Here is a 20,954-nt window from a genome sequence, read left to right as displayed (position 1 = left end):
GCTTCAGGAAGGCTTGCCAGGAAAACTAACCATGCCATTCGTTGAACGGGTATTTTCGGGCGTCCAGCCGACGGGCAATCTGCATCTCGGCAATTACCTCGGCGCGATCGTCAATTTCGTGAAGATGCAGGAGACCCACAACTGCATCTATTGCGTCGTCGACATGCACGCGATCACGCAAGGGGTCGACGTCTGGGGCGGGCCGGCCGAGCTCACGCGCAACACCCGCGAGGTGACCGCGGCGTTCATCGCTGCCGGCATCGATCCCAGGAAGCACATCGTGTTCAACCAGAGCCAGGTCTCGGGACACGCCGAGCTCGCCTGGATCTTCAATTGCGTCGCGCGCATGGGCTGGCTCGGCCGCATGACCCAGTTCAAGGAGAAGGCCGGCAAGGACCGCGAGAACGCCTCGGTCGGGCTGTTCGATTATCCCGTGCTGATGGCGGCCGACATCCTGCTCTACCGCGCCACCCACGTGCCCGTCGGCGAGGACCAGAAGCAGCATCTCGAGCTGTCGCGCGACATCGCGCAGAAGTTCAACAACGATTTCGGCGACTCGATCCGCAGCCAGGGCGGCAATGACGGCCTGTTCTTCCCGCTGCCGGAACCCCTGATCACGGGTCCGGCAACGCGCGTGATGAGCCTGCGCGACGGCACCAAGAAGATGTCGAAGTCCGATGCGTCGGACAATTCGCGCATCAATTTGACCGACGATGCCGACACCATCGCGCAGAAGATCCGCAAGGCGAAGACCGATCCGGAGCCGCTGCCGACCGAGGAGAAGGGCCTGGAGGCACGCCCCGAAGCCGACAATCTCGTCGGCATCTTCGCCGCGCTCTCCGGCCGCTCCAAAGCCGACGTGCTGCGCGATTTCGGCGGCGGCCAGTTCTCCAGCTTCAAGAACGCGCTGGCCGAGCTGTGCGTGACCAAGCTCGCGCCGATCGCGGGCGAGATGAAGCGCCTCGTGGCCGACCCCGGCCATATCGACGCGATCCTGAACGAAGGCTCGGACCGGGCCCGCGCCATCGCCGACGAAACGATGAAGCTTTCGAAAGACATCGTCGGCTTCATCCGCCGGCGCTGATCAACGCGTCTGGCCGGCGTCATAGCGCCGGCCACTCCCCTCTCCCAAACATTGCGGGAGTGTGGCAGCATGCCAGCCGTGCACACGCCGGGACATGCATGACCAGCAAGCGACTTTGCTTCGAGCCGGGTCACAAGCCCAAATGCCTCGTCGTCGTCGATGACACCGCCGAATGGGATCGCGCGGTTTATTACGCCAGCCGCTGGGCGATCCGCGGCGGCGGCGGCGTGGTGATGCTTCGCATCATCGAGCCCGACCAGCAGAGCCAAGAATGGCTGGGCGTCGCCGACATCATGCGCGCCGAGGCGCATGAAGCGGCGGAAGCCGCGCTCGACCGCGCCGCCGGGAGAGCCAACGGGATCGCGGCGATCACGCCGGAACGGGTGATCCGGGAAGGCGCCGCGATGGAACAGCTGCTCGCAGTGATCGACGAGGACCCCGACATCGCCATGCTGGTGCTGGCCGCAAGTCCTGGTGCGGAGGGACCGGGGCCATTGGTCTCGCTGCTTACGCATGCGCTTGGAACGTTTCCCGTTCCTGTGACGATCATCTCGGGTGCGCTGAGTGACCAAAGCGTGGACTCGCTGTCGTAGCGGTGCCTCTTACCCTCCCCTGGAGGGGGAGGGTCGGCACGCGATCGAGCGAAGCGAGACGGGTGACGGGGTGGGTGATCTCTCCGCTCGGGCACCGCATCCCTGGAGAGACACCCCGCTATGCATTGCGCTTCGCTTCATGCGTAGCGACCTTCCCCCTCCAGGGGAGGGTAAATGGCCCAAGTCTCTGATTTTCATTAACTAATGTCTCTTCTCCCCTTGATCGTGCGTTCCCCATCGCCATCTGCTAGGGAAGAGAGCACGCGCCGGCCTTGAACCGGCGACGTCTGGAGAGAACCATGTTCATTCAAACCGAAGCCACCCCCAATCCCGCCACGCTGAAGTTCATTCCCGGCCGCGTCGTCGTCGACGGCAGCCCAATGGAATTTTCGAGCCGCGAAGCCGCAAGCCGCTCGCCCCTCGCCGAAAAGCTGTTCGACGTGCCCGGCGTCACCGGCGTGTTCTACGGATCGGACTTCATCACCGTGACCAAGGCGAGCGGTGAGTGGCAGCAGCTCAAGCCCGCAATCCTCGGCGCCATCATGGAGCACTATATGTCCGGCGCGCCGCTGCTCGCCGACGGCACAGCGCAAAGCGATGCCGAGCTCGACGACGAGGACGAGTTCTTCGATGAGGCCGATGCCGAGACGGTCGACATGATCAAGGACCTGATCGAGACCCGCGTGCGGCCGGCGGTCGCCAATGACGGCGGCGACATCACCTTCCGCGGCTTCAAGGACGGTATCGTCTATCTCAACATGAAGGGCGCCTGCTCGGGCTGCCCGTCGTCCACCGCAACGCTCCAGCACGGGATCCAGAACCTCTTGAAGCATTTCGTGCCCGACGTCATCGAAGTCCGGCCGATGTGAGTTGCACGGTCTGCGCATCGATTTCGCGCCGTCATGCCCGGGCTTGTCCCGGGCATCCACGTTTTTTGGGGCCGCAAAGTCGTGGATGGCCAGGTCAAGCCCGGCCATGACGGCCAGAACTTTAGGCATCATCCAATTGCCAATGCTATGATCGCGTTATGCTGATCCTCGCCATCGATACTGCGCTCGACGCCTGCGCGGCCGCGGTGCTCGACACCGAAACGGCCGAGCTGCGCGCGCAGGAATCGGTGCCGATGAAGCGCGGGCATGCCGAAGCGCTGATGCCGCTGATCGCGCGGGTGATGAAATCGGCAGAGCTCAGCTTCACCGTGCTCGACCGCATCGCGGTCACGGTCGGTCCCGGCAGCTTCACCGGCCTGCGCGTCGGTATTTCGGCGGCGCGCGGCTTTGCGCTCGCGGCGAAGCGGCCGGCCATCGGCCTGACCACCTTGTCGGCCTATGCGGCCGCCGTCGTCGGCCAGAACAGATCGGCGCCCGTGATCTCCGCGATCGACGCGCGGCACGACCATGTCTATTTCCAGATCGTCGCCGGCGACGGCAGCCAGCTGGTGCGACCGAGGGTCGCCGGCATCGATGAGGCGATCGCGGCCTCGCAATTCGGCGCGCCGCATCTAGTCGGCAATGCCGCAAACATTCTCGCCGAGCGCTGGCCGAAGGATGCACCGCAACCCGTCGCGGTCGACGCACAGGCTGCGCCTGATATCGGCTGGGTCGCCTGGCTCGGCGCCGCGGCCAATCCCGACACGACCCCAGCGCGGCCGTTCTATCTGCGCGCGCCCGATGCCAAGCCGGCCGCGCAGCCACAGCTCGCAGCAAAAGCCGCAACCTCATGATGAGATGGTTATCGCAATGGTGGCGCGGCGGCACCGCCGCCGTTGAGCCCGCGTCCGCGCGCGATGCCGCACGGCTGGCGCAGCTTCACGGCGCCTGCTTCGCACGCGGCTGGGGCGAAGGCGAGTTTGAGACCATGATCAGCGAGCGCAACACGCTGGTGCATCGCTTGCGTCTCGGCCGCAAGACGATCGGCTTTGCGGTGTCGCGGATCGGCGCGGACGAAGCGGAAATCCTCTCGATCGCGGTCGATCAGGCTCATCGCGACCGGGGTCTCTCCCGCACGCTGCTGATGACCCATCTCGGCCATCTCGCGGGACGCGGCGTGCGCACAATATTTCTCGAAGTCGAGGAAAATAACCAACCGGCGCGCCGACTCTACGATCGGGCCGGATTCACGGTGGTCGGACGGCGCGAACGCTACTATAAGCAGCCGACCGGGGAACAGCTGAACGCCCTTCTGATGCGACGTGACTTGGCGTAACATTGATGGCAGAAAGCGCCCCGTCAGGCAGACAATCATGACCGCACTGAAAACTTCTTCCGCATCCAAGGCGTCCGGCATCGAGGCACGGTGCGCCGCCACCGGCATGCGCATGACCGAGCAGCGCCGCGTCATCGCCCGCGTGCTCGCGGAATCGGTCGATCATCCTGACGTCGAGGAACTGTACCGGCGCTGCGTCGCCGTCGACGACAAGATCTCGATCTCGACGGTCTACCGAACGGTGAAGCTGTTCGAGGATGCGGGCATCATCGAACGCCACGATTTCCGCGAGGGCCGCGCGCGCTATGAGACGATGCGCGACAGCCATCACGACCACCTCATCAACCTGCGCGACGGCAAGGTGATCGAGTTCACCTCGGAGGAGATCGAGAAGCTCCAGGCCGAGATCGCCCGCAAGCTCGGCTACAAGCTGGTCGATCACCGGCTCGAGCTCTATTGCGTCCCGCTCGACGACGACAAGCCGACGTCTTAGTTTAGTGCCTATCGATCTCATCATCTTCGACTGCGACGGCGTGCTCGTGGACAGCGAGGTGATCTCCTGTCGTGCGCATGCGGATGTGCTGACCAGGCACGGCTATCCGATCACGTCGGATCAGGTGTTCGAGCGCTTCCTCGGCCGCTCGACGCGGCAGGCCAATCTCGAGATTGAGACCGAGCTCGGTCGCAAGCTGCCCGAGGCCTATCACGGCGATCTGCAGGACGAGCTATTCCGCTCCTTCGAGGCCGACCTCGAAGCGATCCGCGGCATCCATGATGCGCTCGATATCGTTACCCAGCACGTCTGCGTCGCCTCGAGCGGCTCGCACCAGCGCATGCGCGTGAGCCTGGGGAGCACGGGCCTCTACGAACGCCTCGCGCCGAACATCTTCTCGGCCTCGCAGGTGAAGAACGGCAAGCCGGCGCCGGACCTGTTCCTGTTCGCGGCAAAGCAGATGGGCGTGCCGCCGGGGCGCTGTGTCGTGATCGAGGACAGCCTGGCCGGGATTGCCGGCGCCCGGGCGGCCGGGATGGCGGTGTTCGGCTTTTACGGTGGCAGCCATTGCCGCGACGGCTACGCCGAAACGCTGCGCCAAGCCGGCGCCGACCTGCTCTTTGCCGACATGCATCGGCTGCCGGAGCTGATCCGGCGGGCCGAGGCGAAGGCCCTGGCGGGCTGATTTTCGGTCTCTGACCGCCATCCGGGTCGGCGCGAGGCGCGTGAACCCGGAATCGCGCCAAAACCTCTGGATTCCGGACTTTGCGACTGCGTCGCGCCGGAATGACGGCCCAAGGGGGCGCCATTCGCTGGATTTTCGCCGCTCCAGCCTATATCTGAGGGCCGTCCTCCACCTCAATTCCGGGTTCCATGACGCCGCCGCGCAAGCTGCACATCAAATCATATGGCTGCCAGATGAATGTCTACGATGCGCAGCGCATGGTGGACACGTTGGCTCCGGAAGGATTCGTGGAGACGGCCAGCGTTGATGACGCCGACCTCGTTATCCTCAACACCTGCCATATCCGCGAGAAGGCCTCGGAAAAAGTCTATTCCGAACTCGGCCGGCTGCGCGTGGCCAAGGACGAGGCGGCGCGGGGCGGCCGCGCGATGCAGATTGCGGTCGCGGGCTGCGTGGCACAGGCCGAGGGCGAAGAAATCGTGCGCCGCGCGCCCGTCGTCGACGTCGTGGTCGGACCACAGAGCTATCATCATCTGCCCGAGCTGTTGAAGCGCGCGAGCGACGAGGGTCGCGCGATCGAGACCGAATTTCCCGCTCAGGACAAGTTCGGCTTCCTGGCGCAGCCGAAGCCCGACGCGATTCGCGCGCGCGGCATCTCCGCCTTCGTCACTGTGCAGGAAGGCTGCGACAAGTTCTGCACGTTCTGCGTCGTGCCGTATACGCGCGGCGCCGAAGTTTCCCGTCCGGTGGCAAAGATCGTGGAGGACGTGAAGCGGCTCGCCGACAACGGCGTGCGCGAGCTGACGCTGATCGGGCAGAACGTCAACGCCTATCACGGCGAGGGGCCGGACGGAAAAACCTGGCCGCTCGGCCGGTTGCTCGAGCATCTGGCGCAAATCCCGGGCATCGCGCGGCTGCGCTATTCGACCAGCCATCCCCGCGACGTCGATGACAGTTTGATTGCGGCCCATCGCGATCTCGGCCCGCTGATGCCGTTCGTGCACCTGCCGGTGCAGTCGGGCTCGGACCGGATTCTGGCCGCCATGAACCGCAAACATACCGCCGATGATTACCGGCGGGTCATCGATCGTTTCCGCACCGCACGCCAAGACATTGCTTTTTCATCAGATTTTATCGTCGGCTTCCCCGGCGAGAGCGAGCAAGATTTTCTCGCCACTCTCGCGCTCGTCACGCAAATCGGCTACGCTGCGGCTTATTCGTTCAAATACTCCGCCCGGCCGGGAACGCCGGCCGCGGATATGCAGGAGACGGTGTCCCCCGCCGAGATGGACCAGCGATTGGAGCGGCTCCAGGAACTGATCGACAGCCAGCAATCGGCCTTCAACAAGGCTGCGATTGGCTCAACGGTGGACGTGCTGTTCGAGCGTCCAGCCCGCAAGGAAGGCCAGATCGTCGGCCGCACCGCTTACCTCCAGCCCGCGCATGTGATGGCCTCGGCCGACATCATCGGAGAGATCCTGTCGGTCCGGATCGACAGCCTCGAACGCTACAGCTTTCTCGGCGAGCTCGTGACGCCGCGCAACGCGCGCGAGCCCGCTTTATCGCAAGCCACTGGAGCCTGAACCCTTGCCAAAAAGCGCATCGGATTCGCCTTCGTTCGCTCCCAGCCGCAAATTTGACCGCGACATGCAAGTTCCGCCCGAGACCCAGGTCGTCATCGACTTCGACGACAACCGTGCCGCTTCCGCGCTGGTCGGCCCCTACGGCCAGCATCTCGCGCAGATCGAGCGGCGCCTCGGCGTGGTCGTGGACTCCAAGGGCAACCACATCACCATCGGCGGCACGCGCGACGGCTGCGATGCCGCACGCCGCGTGCTGGAGACGCTCTACGCGCAAGCCGTGAAGGGACAGGATCTCGACCAGGGCGAGGTCGACGGCGCGATCCGGGCCGTGATCGCCCAGGGCTCGCTCTTCGAGTTCGACGCCAAATCGGCCAAATCGACCTTCGACAGCATCAATTTGCGCAAGCGCCCGGTGCGCGCGCGCACGGCCGCGCAGGATTCCTACATTCGCGCGCTGAAGCGCCACGAGCTGGTGTTCGGCATCGGTCCCGCCGGCACCGGCAAGACCTGGCTCGCGGTCGCGCATGCCGCGCAGCTGTTCGAGCGCAAGGAGGTCGACAAGATCATCCTGTCGCGTCCGGCGGTGGAAGCCGGCGAGCGGCTCGGCTTTTTGCCCGGCGATCTTCGCGAGAAGGTCGATCCCTATCTGCGGCCGATCTACGACGCGCTCTACGATCTCATGGATGCGCGCATCGTCGAGCGGGCGCTCCAGACCGGCGAGATCGAGATCGCACCGCTCGCCTTCATGCGCGGCCGCACGCTCACCAACGCCGCCATCATCCTGGACGAGGCGCAGAACACCACGTCGATGCAGATGAAGATGTTCCTGACCCGCCTTGGCGAGAACAGCCGCATGATCGTGACGGGTGATCCCTCTCAGATCGACCTGCCGAACGGCCAGACCTCGGGACTGGCGGAAGCAACCCGGCTCCTGAACGGGGTCGAGGGGATTGCGCAAGTGCATTTCAAAGCCGAGGACGTGATCCGCCACGAGCTCGTGGCGCGGATCGTCGCCGCCTACGAAGGGTCGCCGCAGCGGCCGGCCACCGGTCAATCCTGACGAGACAACAGCCGGACCAAGCGGGCGCGGACGGCGCCTTTTCGTCCCAAACAGCACAATGTCCCATCCCAACCTTCCCATCACCGAGGTCCTCGTCGTCGCCGATTGCTGGCAGAGCGAGCCCGATTCCGAGACCGTGATCCAGCGCGCGCTTGCGGCAGCCGCCGAGAGCGTCGACGAAGACGTCGCCGACGCGGAAGTGGCTGTGATGCTGACCGATGACGCCGGCATCCGCACCCTCAACGGCAACTGGCGCGGCATCGATAAGCCAACTAATGTGCTGTCATTCCCCGCGCTCCAGCCCGAGGGCGAATGGAAGCCGGGCGATGCGCCGCGCATGCTTGGCGACATCGCGATCGCCTACGAGACCATGCGGCGCGAGGCGGACGAGGAACACAAGCCATTCGATCATCATTTGAGCCATCTCGCCGTGCACGGTTTCCTGCATCTGATCGGCTACGACCACGAGGACGACGACGACGCGGAGGAGATGGAAGCGCTGGAGACGCAGATCCTGGCGCATCTCGGCATCCCCGACCCCTATGCTGACCGCCCGGGGACGAACTGAGATGCCGGATTCCGATCCAATCCAGGACAACCCGCGCAACACGCGCAATTTGCCCGCCGTCGTGACCCAAGGTGAGGTGATGCGGCCGACCGCGGAAGGCTGGCTGCTGCGCGCCATCCGGACGCTGTTCGGCTGGAAGGCGGGATCGGTGCGCGACGATCTCCAGGTCGTGCTCAACGCGGCCACCCCTGACGACACCGGCTTCTCCGCGGTCGAGCGCACCATGCTGCGCAACATCCTCGGCCTGCACGAGCGCCGCATCGCCGACGTCATGGTCCATCGCGCCGACATCATCGCGGTGAAGCGCGACATCCCGCTCGGCGAATTGATGGACCGCTTCGAGAGCGCCGGCCATTCGCGTCTCGTCGTCTACAACGAGACGCTGGACGATCCCGTCGGCATCGTCCACATCCGCGACCTGCTCGCCTTCATGACCGCCCGTGCGCGCGTGTCGGAGGCCACCAAGACCAAGCGCAAGAAACCGCTGCCGGCCGGGCTCGATTTGCGCGCCGTCGATCTCGCGCTGCCGCTTCACGATGCGCGCATCATCCGCAAGCTGCTGTACGTGCCGCCCTCGATGCGGGCGATCGACCTGCTCGCGCAGATGCAGGCCACGCGCATCCACCTCGCGCTGGTGGTCGACGAATATGGCGGCAGCGACGGGCTGGTCTCGCTCGAGGACATCGTCGAGCAGATCGTCGGCGAGATCGACGACGAGCACGACAGCGACGAGCCGCCCTCGATCGTGCGCCTGCCGGACAACGCCTTCATCGCCGATGCCCGCGCCAGCCTCGACGATGTCCGCTCGGTGATCGGCGAGGATTTCGTCACCGGCGAGGCCGGCGAGGAAGTGGAGACGCTGGGCGGCTATCTGGTCAGCTTCGTCGGGCGCCTGCCGGTGCGCGGCGAAGTGATCTCGGGCCCCGGCACGTACGAGGTCGAGGTGCTCGATGCCGATCCGCGCCGCGTCAAGCGGCTGCGCATCTCGACGCGGAAGGAACGTCCCGCGCCCCGCACCCAGCGCGAGAGCCGACGCCGCGAGGCTGCGCCGGAGAGCGGCCAACCACCGGCCAGTGACACGCCCACCCCGCCGCCAAGCGACGGGACCGGTCCGCAGTGAGCCCATTAGAACGATTTTGGCAGATTGCGCTTGCCGTCATCCTCACCTGGGGATGGAAGCGCGCCGTCATCGCCATGGCGGCCGGGGCACTGTCGGTGCTGGCGCTGGCACCGTTCAACCTGTTTCCGGTGCTGTTCCTCACCTTCCCGGTGCTGGTCTGGTTGATCGACGGCGCCGGCGCCGGACGATATGGCGGCGTTCCGGCCGCCGCGCTGACCGGCTACTGGTTCGGGCTCGGCTATTTCGTCCCCGGTCTCTACTGGATCGGCTACGCATTCTTCGTCGACGCCGACGTGTTCGCCTGGCTCACACCATTCGCCGTGCTGGGCCTGCCGGCCTATCTCTCGATCTTCACGGCAATGGGCTTTGCGCTGGCGCGCCTGCTCTGGACCAAGAACGCCACGCGCGTGCTGGCGCTCGCAGCAAGCCTCACCATCAGCGAATGGCTGCGCGGCCACGCGCTGACCGGGTTTCCCTGGAACGCGTTCGGCTACGCGCTGTCCGAGCCGCTGCCGCTGGCGCAGACGGCATCGCTGATCGGCCTGTGGGGCATGACGTTCCTGACCGTCGCGATCTTCGCGAGCCCTGCGACGCTGATCGATCGCGCGCCCGATCGCCGCCTGCAATGGCGCGCACCGGCCGCCGCAATCGCGCTTCTGATCGTCATGAGCATCTTCGGCGCGATCCGCCTGTCGCTGCATCCGACCACGATGGTTGCTGGCGCCAAGCTGCGCCTGATGCAGCCGAACCTGCAGCAGGACGCGAAATTCAACTACGCCGCCAAGGCGGAGGTGATGAAGAAATATCTGGCGCTGTCAGACCGCGCCTCTGGTCCGCAATCGACCGGCGTTCGCGATGCCACCATCCTGATCTGGCCGGAATCCGCCTTTCCCTTCTTCCTGACCCGCGAAGCCGACGCGATGGCGCAAATCGCCGATCTGCTGCCGAAGGGCACTGTGCTGATCACGGGGTCGGTCCGCGCGCCGGACCTGCCGCGGGGCACACCGATCACGCGCGCCTATAATTCGATCTACGTGATCGACCACGATGGCAGCGTGCTCGCAATGTACGATAAGCTGCATTTGGTGCCGTTCGGCGAATTTCTTCCCTATCAGGAGCTGATGGAGAAGCTCGGTTTCGAGCAGCTGACGCGCGTGCGCGGTGGCTTCATTGCCGGCACCGTGCGACATGCGCTGCCGGTCGCCAGCGCGCCGCCCGCGCTGCCGCTGATCTGTTATGAAGTCATTTTCCCCGGTGAGGTGGCTGCACGCAGCGAACCTCCGGGCTGGATCGTGAACCTCACCAATGACGGCTGGTTCGGCATCTCGACCGGCCCCTATCAGCATCTCGAGCAGGCGCGGATGCGCGCGATCGAACTCGGCCTGCCGCTGGTCCGCTCCGCCAACACCGGCATCTCCGCAGTGATCGATCCGATGGGACGCACCATCGCCAGCCTCGGTCTCGGAATCGAAGGCATTTTGGATGCAAACCTGCCCGCCGCGATCCCATCGACTGTCTATGCGCGCGTCGGCGACGTGCCCGCGGCCATGCTCGTCGCGCTCGCGGTGATTGTGGCGGTCCGCCGGCGTGTCGCCAAACGGCACCCCTGATCGCCTCGCCGCGGACGTGGCTGTATCCTTGACAACCGTAGTCCCACGGTTGACAGACTGCAGGCGGGCTCCTCAATCTGCGCCGGCTGCGAAAGACAGCGGTACATTGCTAAATTTCTCCGCAATGTTTCCCAATAAGAGGGTTCGATTTGACGGTGCTGGCACCCGAGGCAGGCCTGATGATTGCGCCGAGGGTGATGTTTGGAGGGCTGAGGAAATGTCGAAAGCGCCCAACCCTGTTGACAAATATGTCGGCAGTCGCGTGCGTATGCGCCGCATCATGTTGGGCATGAGCCAGGAAAAGCTCGGTGAAGCTTTGGGCCTGACCTTTCAGCAGATCCAGAAATACGAGAAGGGCACCAACCGGGTCGGCGCGAGCCGCATTCAGCAGATCGCCGAGATTCTCCAGGTACCTGTGTCGTTCCTGTTCGAGGGCGGGCCGAGCGGTGTGCCGGGCCCGGATGGCTTCAGCGAAGGCGCCTCGCCCTCTTACGTCTCTGACTTCCTCGCGACATCAGAGGGACTCGCCTTGACCAAGGCGTTCACCCGAATCACCGATTCCAAGATGCGCCGCTCCATCGTCGATCTCGTCGAGCAGATCGCCGCGCGCGAAGGCCCCGACAAGCGCTGACGTGCCCATCGCAATTGGCGATTTGAGACTGCGCCAAATCTGGCCTATGTCGTCATTTCCGACCGCGCCCTCGATGCGCGTTCTCTCCGATGATGCAGTTCAAGGGCATAGATGCGTTCATGGCCAGCTCCAATTGGTTCGATTCCCAAACCATTCTCGATGGCATCCGCCGCTGGGTTGAGATCGAGACGCCGACGGAAGCGCCCGAGCAGGTCAACAAGCTGATCTCCGTGGTCGCCGAGCAATACCGCGGGTTGCCCGCCACGCTCGAGCGCGTCGCTGGGGTCAATGGCTGCGGCGATCATCTCGTGGCGCGCTCGACCTGGGGCCAGGACCGGCCGGGCATCCTGGTGCTGAGCCACCTCGATACCGTTCATCCCCTGGGCTTCATCGAGCGCCTGCCCTTCAAGGTCGAAGGCGACAGCGCGTTCGGTCCCGGCATCTACGACATGAAGGGCGGCGCCTACATCGCCTACCATGCCTTTCGCGCGCTCTGCGCCGCCGGCGACCGTTCGCCGCTCGGCATCACCCACATGTTCACCTCCGACGAGGAGATCGGCAGCCCGACCTCACGTGCGCTGATCGAGCAGGAAGGTCGCCTGGCCAAATACGTGCTGGTGACGGAGCCGGCGCGCGACGGGGGCAGGATCGTCACCGGACGCAAGGGCGTCGGACGCTTCCAGGTCCTCATCAAAGGCGTGCCCGCGCATGCGGGCTCCCGGCCGGAGGACGGCCGCAGCGCCGTCCGCGAGCTCGCCAACGTGATCCTGGCGCTGGAAGGGATGAACGACCTCAAGCGTGGCGTCACCGTCAATGTCGGCGTGGTGCGCGGCGGCACGCGCCCCAACGTGACGCCGGAAGAGGCCTATGCCGAAGTCGATCTGCGCGTGTTGAGCCTCAAGGATGCGGACGAGTTCGTCGGCAAGATCCTCGCGCTCACGTCGAAGACCGACGGCGTCACCGTTGCGGTCGCCGGCGAGCTCAATCGCCCGCCTTACGAGAAGAGCAATGCCGGCGCGGCGCTCTACGAGCATGCGAAGACGCTTGCCGCCGAGATCGGCTTCGAGCTGATCGACACCCACACCGGCGGCGGCTCGGACGGCAACTTTACCGCTGCGCACACCGCGACGCTCGACGGGCTCGGCGTCGACGGCAAGGGCGCACACACGCATTATGAGCAGCTCTACGTCTCCTCGCTCGCGCCGCGCGCGCGGCTGCTCCATCGCCTGTACCAGACGCTGCGATGAGCGAGCGCAAATCAGATCCCGCGCGCGATGACAGCGAGCGCGCCTTCTTCGGACGCCGCAAGGGTCACAAGCTCAGGCAGCACCAGGCCGGGCTGATCGATCAGCTGCTGCCGCATCTTGCGCTCGACATCGCGAGCGAGGCACCGGCGAATGCCGGCGAGATCTTCGACCCCGCGGCGAGCGAGGTGCGGCTCGAGATCGGCTTCGGTGGCGGCGAGCATCTGGCGGCCGAGGCGCAAAGCTTTCCCGCTACCGGCTTCATCGGCTGCGAGCCCTATGTCAACGGCATGGCCAAAATCCTCGCGCAGATCGAGGCGGCCAACATCGGCAACATCCGCCTGTTCGCCGGAGATGCCGCCGAGCTCTTGGCCTGGCTTCCGCAGGCCTCGTTGTCGCGGATCGACCTGATCCATCCCGATCCCTGGCCGAAACGGCGGCACTGGAAGCGGCGCTTCGTCCAGGACAGGACCATTGCCGCAATGGCGCGCGTGCTGAAGCCTGGCGGCGAATTCCGTTTCGTCTGCGACATCGACGATTACTGCGCCTGGACGCTGTCGCATCTTGCCCGCTCTTCGGATTTCGTTTGGCTTGCCGAACGCGCCGACGATTTCCGGCAGCCATGGGTGGGCTACACCATGACCCGCTACGGCCGGAAGGCCGCGCGCGAAGGACGTAAGGCGGCCTATCTGCGGTTCAGGAGAGTGTAGTCCTCATTCCCGGGCGCGCGCAGCGCGAACCCGGATCTCGAGGTTGCGGGTTCGATGCTGCGCACCGCCCGGGGACGATAGGACCTCAAATCGTCTGCCGGTTGCGCCAGAAATTCACGACGCGCTCGGCGGTCGTCGGCATGAGGCGCGTGAAGTTCATGCGCGCGGCCTCGATGTCGGCATCGGCCGGGGTGCGATGCGGCCCGTACCACAGCAGGATGAGCGCGCGCACCGTGGGCCAGCCGAGATTGAGCACGCGCCCCAGGATCAGAATCGGATCGTAGCGATCGCCCGCGATCAGGCGGTCGAGAATCGCGAGGCGGACGCCGGTCATCGCCGAGAGCGAGGCGATCGATTCCTCGTATTTGAGTGCCTTGGCGAAACCGAGCAGCGCGCTCTCACCGAGATGGCCCTCGCGATGCAGGGCCGTCACCGTTCGCTGTGCCGCCGAGAAGTCACGGCGCGGCCCCGGCGGCCGCGCCGCCTCCTCGATGGCCTCCATCGCGCGCTTGATCTCGACCTGGCGCGCGGGATTGACCACGCTGGAGAGGCGGCGGCGGATGACGTCGAGCGTGCCGTTGAGAAGCTCCTTCAGGTGCTCGCCGGAGAGATCGTTGCGCTGACCGATCTTGAGCGTCAGCACGCCGTCCTGCGCGGCTCGCTTGATCAGCTCGGAATAGCTGCCGGGCGAGAAGACAGCACCTGCATTGCCGGCTGCGCGACGCACCACGTCGCGATCACCCCGCTCGACCAGCACGTCGGTGACGACGGCCGGCAAGGTGGGGCGCTCCGTTATTGCCAGCAGATGGCCCTGACCCTTCAGCCGCGCGATCTCGACCAGGGCGCCCTCGTCGAGCACGGGCGAGCGGCGCAGCACGGGGCCGGCCACCGTGATCTCGTTTTCGCGTGCGAACTGGTTCACCAGATGCGGCGGCGCGTTGCCGAGGCGCGAGAAGCGCTCGGCGAGATCGGCGCGCGAAGCGAGTTCGGCATGCGGGACGAGATCGATCAGGAGATTGTCGAACAGATCGATCAGCTCGGGACGGAGTTTTTCGGCATCCCGGAAAAATAATGCGGAGATGGCCCGCGCGATCTCGCCGCGACGTCGGGGGTCGCCGCGTTTGACGATATCGTCCAATCCAGGAATCAGCGAGGTGGCAACGGTCATGGAACGCAACTCGGGGATCTGGCACGCCGTGGGCGCGCCATAGCTCAAGCCGCCCCACAATCGGGGAATCTAGGCCTGCTTGATGAAGGAAGCGTTGCGGGGCGAGCCGCCCAAAGGACGCAAAAAGCGTCCTCTGCCCTGCAATGGGCCTTGTCCGGGAGGGGCGAAAGGGCTATATCAGCGGCAATTCATCTTCTCATACGATCCGCGTAGTGAGAGTGGGCCCGAAAGGACCCGCTCTTTTTTATTACCTGAACGCGGCTTGGCGGAGGATGCGGCCCGACGCGTTGTCGGGAGAGTTCCGAAGCGGGCTTTGACATTAACCCAGCCTTAACCAATCGAGCGCCTGACCCCTGCTATGACCGAACCGAACTCTGGTTCCACGGATGCCGAATTGCTGTCCGAGCCGCGGCTCGTGGTCGAGCCGGGCGTCGCGGCCCGGGTGTCCGCGGTCGCAGCTCCCGTGCTCCAGGGCATGGGCTATCGCCTGGTGCGTATCCGTATCTCCGGAGAGGCCGGCTGCACGGTGCAGATCATGGCCGAGCGGCCGGACGGCTCGATGCAGATTGAGGATTGCGAGGCGATCTCGCGGGCGCTGTCGCCTGTGCTCGACGTCGCCGACCCCATCGATCGCGCGTACCGGCTGGAAATCTCCTCGCCGGGAATCGACCGGCCGCTGGTGCGCCGCTCCGATTTCGAGCGCTATGCTGGACATCTGGTGAAGGTCGAGATGGCGGTCGCCCATGAGGGGCGGAAGCGGTTCCGCGGCACGCTCGGTGCTGTCGAAGGCGATCGCGTGCATCTGCATCGCGACGACGTCAAGGCTGGCGATGACGCCGACGTTCTCCTGACCATGGAGGATATTGGCGAGGCGCGGCTGGTGCTGACTGACGAGCTGATTGCGGAGTCCATGCGCCGCGGCAAGGCCGAGGCGCGCGAGATGCGTCGCAATCTTGGCCTCGAGCCGCCTCCGGCGCCGCACGCCCAGATTAGCGAGAAGATCACCAAGAACACCAAGCCGAAAAAAAAGCCGGCACCGACCAATACAAAGAAACATCGCCTGGCCGCCGAACGCGCGCGACGGGGCGAGATCGAGCCTGACGAAGGAGACTAGCCATGGCAGTCAGCGCCAATCGACTTGAATTGCTCCAGATCGCGGACGCCGTTGCGCGCGAGAAATCGATCGACCGCGGCATCGTCATCGCCGCGATGGAGGACGCCATCGCCAAGGCGGCGCGGGCCCGTTACGGCAGCGAGACTGACGTTCACGCCGAGATCGACCCGAAGAAGGGCGAGCTGCGGCTGTCGCGCCACATGCTTGTGGTCGAGAAGGTCGAAAACCCTTCAAACCAGATCTCGCTGGTGGATGCACAGCGCGCCAATCCCGGTGCCCAGGTCGGCGACACTATCGCCGACACGCTGCCGCCGCTGGAATATGGCCGCATCGCCGCCCAGTCGGCCAAGCAGGTGATCGTGCAGAAGGTGCGCGAGGCCGAGCGCGACCGGCAATATCAGGAATTCAAAGACCGCATCGGCGACATCGTCAACGGCGTCGTCAAGCGCGTCGAATATGGCAGCGTGATCGTCGATCTCGGCCGTGGTGAAGCCATCATCCGTCGCGACGAGATGCTGCCGCGCGAAGTCTTCCGCAACGGCGACCGTGTCCGCGCCTATATCTTCGACGTCCGCCGCGAGACGAGAGGCCCGCAGATCTTCCTCTCCCGCACCCATCCTCAATTCATGGCGAAGCTGTTCGCGCAGGAGGTGCCGGAGATCTATGATGGCATCGTCGAGATCAAGGCGGTCGCCCGCGATCCCGGCTCGCGCGCGAAAATCGGCGTGATTTCCCGAGATTCCTCGGTCGATCCGGTCGGCGCCTGCGTCGGCATGCGCGGCTCGCGCGTGCAGGCGGTGGTGAACGAATTGCAGGGCGAGAAGATCGACATCATTCCCTGGTCGCCCGACATCGCGACCTTCGTGGTCAACGCGCTGGCACCGGCCGAAGTCTCGAAGGTCGTCATCGACGAAGACCGCGAGCGCATCGAGGTCGTCGTGCCCGACACCAACAACCAGCTCTCGCTGGCGATCGGTCGCCGCGGCCAGAACGTGCGTCTGGCTTCGCAGCTCACCGGCTGGGACATCGACATCCTGACCGAGCAGGAGGAATCGGAGCGTCGCCAGGCCGACTTTGAAAACTCCACCCGCGTCTTCATGGAATCGCTCAACGTCGACGAGGTTGTCGGCCAGTTGCTGGCGTCCGAAGGCTTCACCTCGGTCGAGGAACTCGCGATGGTGGACGTCAAGGAACTCGCCAGCATCGAGGGCTTCGACGAGGAGACCGCGCAGGAGCTGCAGAACCGCGCCCGCGAATATCTTGAGCAGCAGGAAGCCGAGCTCGAGGCCAAACGCAAGGAACTCGGCGTCGAGGACGCCCTCAAGGACGTGCCCGGCGTGACCTCGAAAATGCTGGTGAAGTTCGGCGAGAACGACATCAAGACCGTCGACGATCTCGCCGGCTGCGCCACCGACGATCTGGTCGGCTGGACCGAGCGCAAGGAAGGCAGCGAGCCAACCAAGCACGCTGGTGCGCTCGACGGCATCGACATCTCCCGCGACGATGCCGAAGCGATGATCATGCAGGCCCGCGTCAAGGCCGGCTGGATCACCGAGGCCGATCTTGCCAAGCCCGCTGAGGAGGCTGAGGCGACCGAAGATCAGCCGGCTTAAGGGCGAAGGAGAATGTCACCCGGATGCTCGCCAGCACTGACAGCGAACTCGACCATGGGCCGCGGACCGAAAGGTCCGCGACCATGCGCATGTGCGCGGTCAGCCGCAAGGTCCGGCCGATCGACGAGCTGATCCGCTTCGTCGTCTCGCCGCAAGGCGACATAGTTCCCGACCTCAAGCGCAAGCTGCCCGGACGCGGCATGTGGATCACCGCCTCGCGGCAGGTGGTTGCGGAAGCCGTGCGGCGTCACCAATTTAACAAGGCCTTCAAGCGCGAGCTGCGCGCCCCTCAGACGCTTCCCGCCGACATCGAAGCGCTCCTGGTTCGGAGCGTGACGGAAGCCCTTGGGATCGCCGCCAAGGCGGGCCAGGTCGTGGCCGGCTTCGGCAAGGTCGAGAGCGCCCTTCGGGAAGGTACGGTCGAGGTCCTGATCCACGCCAGCGACGGGGCCGCGGACGGAATCCGCAAATTGGACATGCTGGCGCGTCAAAATGCCGGAAATCGCGGCGCCAAGCCGCAGATTCCCGTCGTCACCGCGCTGAAATCGATAGAATTGGATTTGGCACTGACCCGGTCAAATGTGATACATGCTGCGCTGCTCGCGGGCCCGGCGAGCAGGTCATTCCTGTCACGTAGCCAGATGCTGGTCCGATACCGGATGGCGGACGATGACAAGACGGCCGAAAAACACGGCCAGGATTTCTGAGAGACAACGACGAACCGATATGACGGTGCGGCAACGCACAACGACAACAGATCAGGATTAGGACTGCTGAATGGTTGATACCAAGACCCCTGGCGACAAGAAGCTGAGCGTTCCGAGCAAGACGCTATCGCTCAAGCCGCGCGTCGAAACGGGCACCGTGCGCCAGAGCTTCAGCCACGGCCGGAGCAAGCAGGTCGTGGTCGAGAAGCGCGGCAAGCGCCGCATTGGCGACGGCCCCGAGCCGCACACGCCTGAGGTGACGGCGAAACCGGCCCCGGCCGCACCCGCGCCGTCGCGCCCTGCCCCGCCGCCCGCCCCACCGCGCAACGCCGGTTCCGGGGTGGTGCTGCGTACCCTGACCGAAGACGAGCGTTCGGCCCGCGCCAGCGCGCTGGCCGATGCCAAGCTGCGCGAGGTCGAGGAACGCCGTCAGGCCGAGGAAGAGGCGCAGCGCCGCGCTGCCCGCGAGGCTGCCGAACGCGCCGAGCGCGAAGCCGCCGAAGCCCGTCGCAAGGCCGAGGATGAGCGTCATCGCCACGAGGACGAAGCCAAGCGGAAGGCCGAGACCGAGGCCAAGAAGCGTTTTGGCGAAGGCGAACAGCCTTCTGCCGCACGTCCCGCAACGGCAGCTCCGGCGACTAGCGCTCCCCGCTCCGCGCCAGGTACGGCGCGACCTGCGGCGACCACCACTGCGCGCCCGACAACGACCACTCAGCGGCCGGCCGGCCCGGCGGGGCGCGCTCCCGCGGTTGCGGCCGGACCCGACGAGGACGATGGTCCGCGCCAGATCCGTCGCGGTCCCGGCGGTGTTGCGCGTCCTGCGGCCGCCCCCAAGACCACCCACAAGCCCGGTCCACAGAAGGAGCGCGGCCGCCTCACCGTCGTCACCGCGCTCAATGCCGATGAGGTGCGCGAGCGTTCGATCGCCTCGTTCCGCCGCCGCACCCAGCGCCTCAAGGGCCACGCCTCGAACGAGCCCAAGGAAAAGCTCATCCGCGAGGTGACGATTCCGGAAGCGATCACCATCCAGGAGCTCGCCAACCGCATGTCCGAGCGCGCGGTCGACGTCATCCGCATGCTGATGAAGCAGGGCGCGATGCACAAGATCACCGACGTGATCGACGCCGACACCGCGCAGCTGATCGCGGAAGAGCTCGGCCACACCGTCAAGCGCGTTGCCGCCTCGGACGTGGAAGAGGGCCTGTTCGACCAGGTCGACGATTCCACCGACACCGAACCGCGTTCGCCTGTCGTGACCGTGATGGGTCACGTCGACCACGGCAAGACCTCGCTGCTCGATGCGCTGCGCCATGCCAACGTGGTTTCCGGCGAAGCCGGCGGCATCACCCAGCATATCGGCGCCTATCAGGTGCTGTCGCCGGAGAGCGGCAAGAAGATCACCTTCATCGACACGCCCGGCCACGCTGCGTTCACTGCGATGCGCGCCCGCGGCGCCAAGGTCACCGACATCGTCGTGCTGGTGGTCGCGGCCGATGACGGCGTGATGCCGCAAACGGTCGAAGCCATCAACCACGCCAAGGCGGCAGGCGTGCCGATCATCGTTGCCATCAACAAGATCGACAAGCCTGATGCCAAGCCCGAGCGCGTCCGCACCGAGCTGCTCCAGCACGAGGTTCAGGTCGAATCCTTCGGCGGCGAAGTCGTCGACGTCGAGGTGTCCGCCAAGAACAAGACCAATCTCGACAAGCTGCTCGAGATGATCGCGCTGCAGGCCGAAATCCTCGACCTCAAGACCAATTCGGAGCGTCCGGCCGAAGGCACCGTGATCGAGGCCAAGCTCGATCGCGGCCGTGGTCCGGTCGCGACCGTGCTGGTCCAGCGCGGCACGCTCCGTGTCGGTGATATCATCGTCGCAGGCGCCGAGATGGGCCGCGTCCGCGCGCTGATCTCCGATCAGGGCGAGACGGTGCAGGAGGCCGGTCCTTCGGTGCCGGTCGAGGTGCTCGGCTTCAACGGTCCGCCGGAAGCCGGCGATCGTCTCGCGGTGGTCGAGAACGAAGCCCGCGCCCGCCAGATCACCAGCTACCGCGCGCATCAGAAGCGCGAGAACGCGGCTGCCTCGATCTCCGGCATGCGCGGCTCGCTCGAGCAGATGATGTCCCAATTGAAGACCGCGGGCCGCAAGGAATTCCCGCTGATCATCAAGGCCGACGTGCAGGGCTCGCTGGAAGCGATCCTCGGCTCACTGGAGAAGCTCGGCACCGACGAAGTCGCAGCCCGCATCCTGCATGCCGGCGTCGGCGGCATTTCGGAATCCGACGTGACGCTCGCGGAAGGCTTCAACGCCGCGATCATCGGCTTCTCGGTTCGAGCCAACAAGGAAGCGGCCGCGGCGGCCAAGCGCAACGGCATCGAGATCCGCTACTACAACATCATCTACGACCTCGTGGACGACGTGAAGAAGGCGATGAGCGGCCTGCTCGCGCCGACCTTGCGCGAAACCATGCTGGGCAATGCCGCGATCCTGGAGATCTTCAACATCTCCAAGGTCGGCAAGGTCGCCGGCTGCCGGGTCACCGACGGCACCGTGGAACGCGGCGCCAATGTGCGCCTGATCCGCGACAACGTGGTCGTGCACGAAGGCAAGCTCTCGACGCTGAAGCGCTTCAAGGACGAAGTGAAGGAAGTCCAGTCGGGCCAGGAATGCGGCATGGCCTTCGAGAACTATCACGACATGCGAGCCGGTGACGTAATCGAGTGTTATCGCGTGGAGACGATCCAGCGCTCCCTGTAAGTCCAAATCTT

Annotated in this window: 20 protein-coding genes; 19 read left to right on the top strand and 1 reads right to left on the bottom strand. The window is 65.4% G+C overall.

The features are described from left to right. The first annotated feature begins 31 nt into the window (after positions 1-31). The 15 genes from trpS to trmB all read left to right on the top strand — a co-directional run bounded on the left by trpS (position 32) and on the right by trmB (position 13,586). Complete coding sequence (gene trpS / locus IVA78_RS26845) at positions 32-1,084, top strand: tryptophan--tRNA ligase (protein WP_247276465.1); 1,053 nt, start codon at positions 32-34, stop codon at positions 1,082-1,084. Between the two features lie 98 nt (positions 1,085-1,182). Beyond that, on the top strand, positions 1,183-1,677 hold the full coding sequence (locus IVA78_RS26840) for a universal stress protein (RefSeq protein WP_247276466.1): 495 nt from the start codon (positions 1,183-1,185) through the stop codon (positions 1,675-1,677). A gap of 299 nt (positions 1,678-1,976) precedes the next feature. After that, positions 1,977-2,546 carry a NifU family protein gene (locus IVA78_RS26835; RefSeq protein WP_247276467.1) on the top strand — a complete coding sequence of 190 codons (570 nt, stop codon included), beginning with the start codon at positions 1,977-1,979 and terminating at the stop codon, positions 2,544-2,546. A 158-nt stretch (positions 2,547-2,704) separates the two neighbouring features. Then, the gene (tsaB, locus tag IVA78_RS26830) at positions 2,705-3,400 is read left to right on the top strand and encodes a tRNA (adenosine(37)-N6)-threonylcarbamoyltransferase complex dimerization subunit type 1 TsaB (RefSeq protein WP_247276468.1); all 696 of its coding nucleotides are present in this window, start codon (positions 2,705-2,707) and stop codon (positions 3,398-3,400) included. Continuing rightward, positions 3,397-3,882, top strand: coding sequence for a ribosomal protein S18-alanine N-acetyltransferase (gene rimI, locus IVA78_RS26825; protein WP_247276469.1), 486 nt, complete (start codon positions 3,397-3,399; stop codon positions 3,880-3,882). Before tsaB ends, rimI begins: the two co-directional genes overlap by 4 nt. Positions 3,883-3,919: 37 nt before the next feature. Further along, positions 3,920-4,375 carry a Fur family transcriptional regulator gene (locus IVA78_RS26820; RefSeq protein WP_247276470.1) on the top strand — a complete coding sequence of 152 codons (456 nt, stop codon included), beginning with the start codon at positions 3,920-3,922 and terminating at the stop codon, positions 4,373-4,375. Positions 4,376-4,379: 4 nt separating this feature from the next. Beyond that, positions 4,380-5,060 (top strand): HAD family hydrolase, encoded by a 681-nt coding sequence (locus IVA78_RS26815; RefSeq protein ID WP_247276471.1) that lies wholly within the window; start codon positions 4,380-4,382, stop codon positions 5,058-5,060. 188 nt (positions 5,061-5,248) lie between these two features. Continuing rightward, positions 5,249-6,643, top strand: a complete 1,395-nt coding sequence (gene miaB / locus IVA78_RS26810) for a tRNA (N6-isopentenyl adenosine(37)-C2)-methylthiotransferase MiaB (RefSeq protein WP_247468671.1) — start codon at positions 5,249-5,251, stop codon at positions 6,641-6,643. Between the two features lie 64 nt (positions 6,644-6,707). Further along, positions 6,708-7,703, top strand: coding sequence for a PhoH family protein (locus tag IVA78_RS26805; protein ID WP_247276473.1), 996 nt, complete (start codon positions 6,708-6,710; stop codon positions 7,701-7,703). A gap of 58 nt (positions 7,704-7,761) precedes the next feature. Next, entirely contained in the window at positions 7,762-8,271 is a 510-nt protein-coding gene (gene ybeY / locus IVA78_RS26800; protein ID WP_247276474.1) for an rRNA maturation RNase YbeY, read from the top strand. Position 8,272: 1 nt separating this feature from the next. Beyond that, on the top strand, positions 8,273-9,391 hold the full coding sequence (locus IVA78_RS26795; protein ID WP_247276475.1) for a hemolysin family protein: 1,119 nt from the start codon (positions 8,273-8,275) through the stop codon (positions 9,389-9,391). Next, entirely contained in the window at positions 9,388-11,001 is a 1,614-nt protein-coding gene (gene lnt, locus IVA78_RS26790; RefSeq protein WP_247276476.1) for an apolipoprotein N-acyltransferase, read from the top strand. Before IVA78_RS26795 ends, lnt begins: the two co-directional genes overlap by 4 nt. Positions 11,002-11,218: 217 nt before the next feature. Beyond that, positions 11,219-11,632, top strand: a complete 414-nt coding sequence (locus IVA78_RS26785; protein ID WP_018319423.1) for a helix-turn-helix transcriptional regulator — start codon at positions 11,219-11,221, stop codon at positions 11,630-11,632. An 89-nt stretch (positions 11,633-11,721) separates the two neighbouring features. Continuing rightward, positions 11,722-12,879: a M20 family metallopeptidase gene (locus tag IVA78_RS26780; RefSeq protein ID WP_247276477.1), complete on the top strand. Its 1,158-nt coding sequence runs from the start codon at positions 11,722-11,724 to the stop codon at positions 12,877-12,879. Then, positions 12,876-13,586 carry a tRNA (guanosine(46)-N7)-methyltransferase TrmB gene (gene trmB, locus IVA78_RS26775; RefSeq protein WP_247276478.1) on the top strand — a complete coding sequence of 237 codons (711 nt, stop codon included), beginning with the start codon at positions 12,876-12,878 and terminating at the stop codon, positions 13,584-13,586. Before IVA78_RS26780 ends, trmB begins: the two co-directional genes overlap by 4 nt. Positions 13,587-13,671: 85 nt before the next feature. On the opposite strand, the gene IVA78_RS26770 is transcribed toward trmB, so the two are convergent. Continuing rightward, complete coding sequence (locus IVA78_RS26770; protein WP_247276479.1) at positions 13,672-14,754, bottom strand: DUF2336 domain-containing protein; 1,083 nt, start codon at positions 14,752-14,754, stop codon at positions 13,672-13,674. Between the two features lie 358 nt (positions 14,755-15,112). Here IVA78_RS26770 and rimP point away from each other — a divergent pair, with 358 nt between their 5' ends. The 4 genes from rimP to infB all read left to right on the top strand — a co-directional run bounded on the left by rimP (position 15,113) and on the right by infB (position 20,943). Then, complete coding sequence (gene rimP / locus IVA78_RS26765; protein WP_247276480.1) at positions 15,113-15,868, top strand: ribosome maturation factor RimP; 756 nt, start codon at positions 15,113-15,115, stop codon at positions 15,866-15,868. A 2-nt stretch (positions 15,869-15,870) separates the two neighbouring features. After that, entirely contained in the window at positions 15,871-17,481 is a 1,611-nt protein-coding gene (gene nusA / locus IVA78_RS26760) for a transcription termination factor NusA (protein ID WP_247276481.1), read from the top strand. Between the two features lie 23 nt (positions 17,482-17,504). Next, positions 17,505-18,188, top strand: a complete 684-nt coding sequence (locus tag IVA78_RS26755) for an RNA-binding protein (protein ID WP_247276482.1) — start codon at positions 17,505-17,507, stop codon at positions 18,186-18,188. A gap of 70 nt (positions 18,189-18,258) precedes the next feature. Beyond that, positions 18,259-20,943, top strand: coding sequence for a translation initiation factor IF-2 (gene infB / locus IVA78_RS26750; RefSeq protein WP_247419792.1), 2,685 nt, complete (start codon positions 18,259-18,261; stop codon positions 20,941-20,943). The last annotated feature ends 11 nt before the right edge of the window (positions 20,944-20,954 follow it).

Origin of the sequence: Bradyrhizobium sp. 137, assembly GCF_023074095.1 — a bacterium.
Classification (GTDB): domain Bacteria; phylum Pseudomonadota; class Alphaproteobacteria; order Rhizobiales; family Xanthobacteraceae; genus Bradyrhizobium.
The sequence above is the reverse complement of the archived record's forward strand: the minus strand, read 5'-3'. Positions and strand labels throughout refer to the sequence as shown.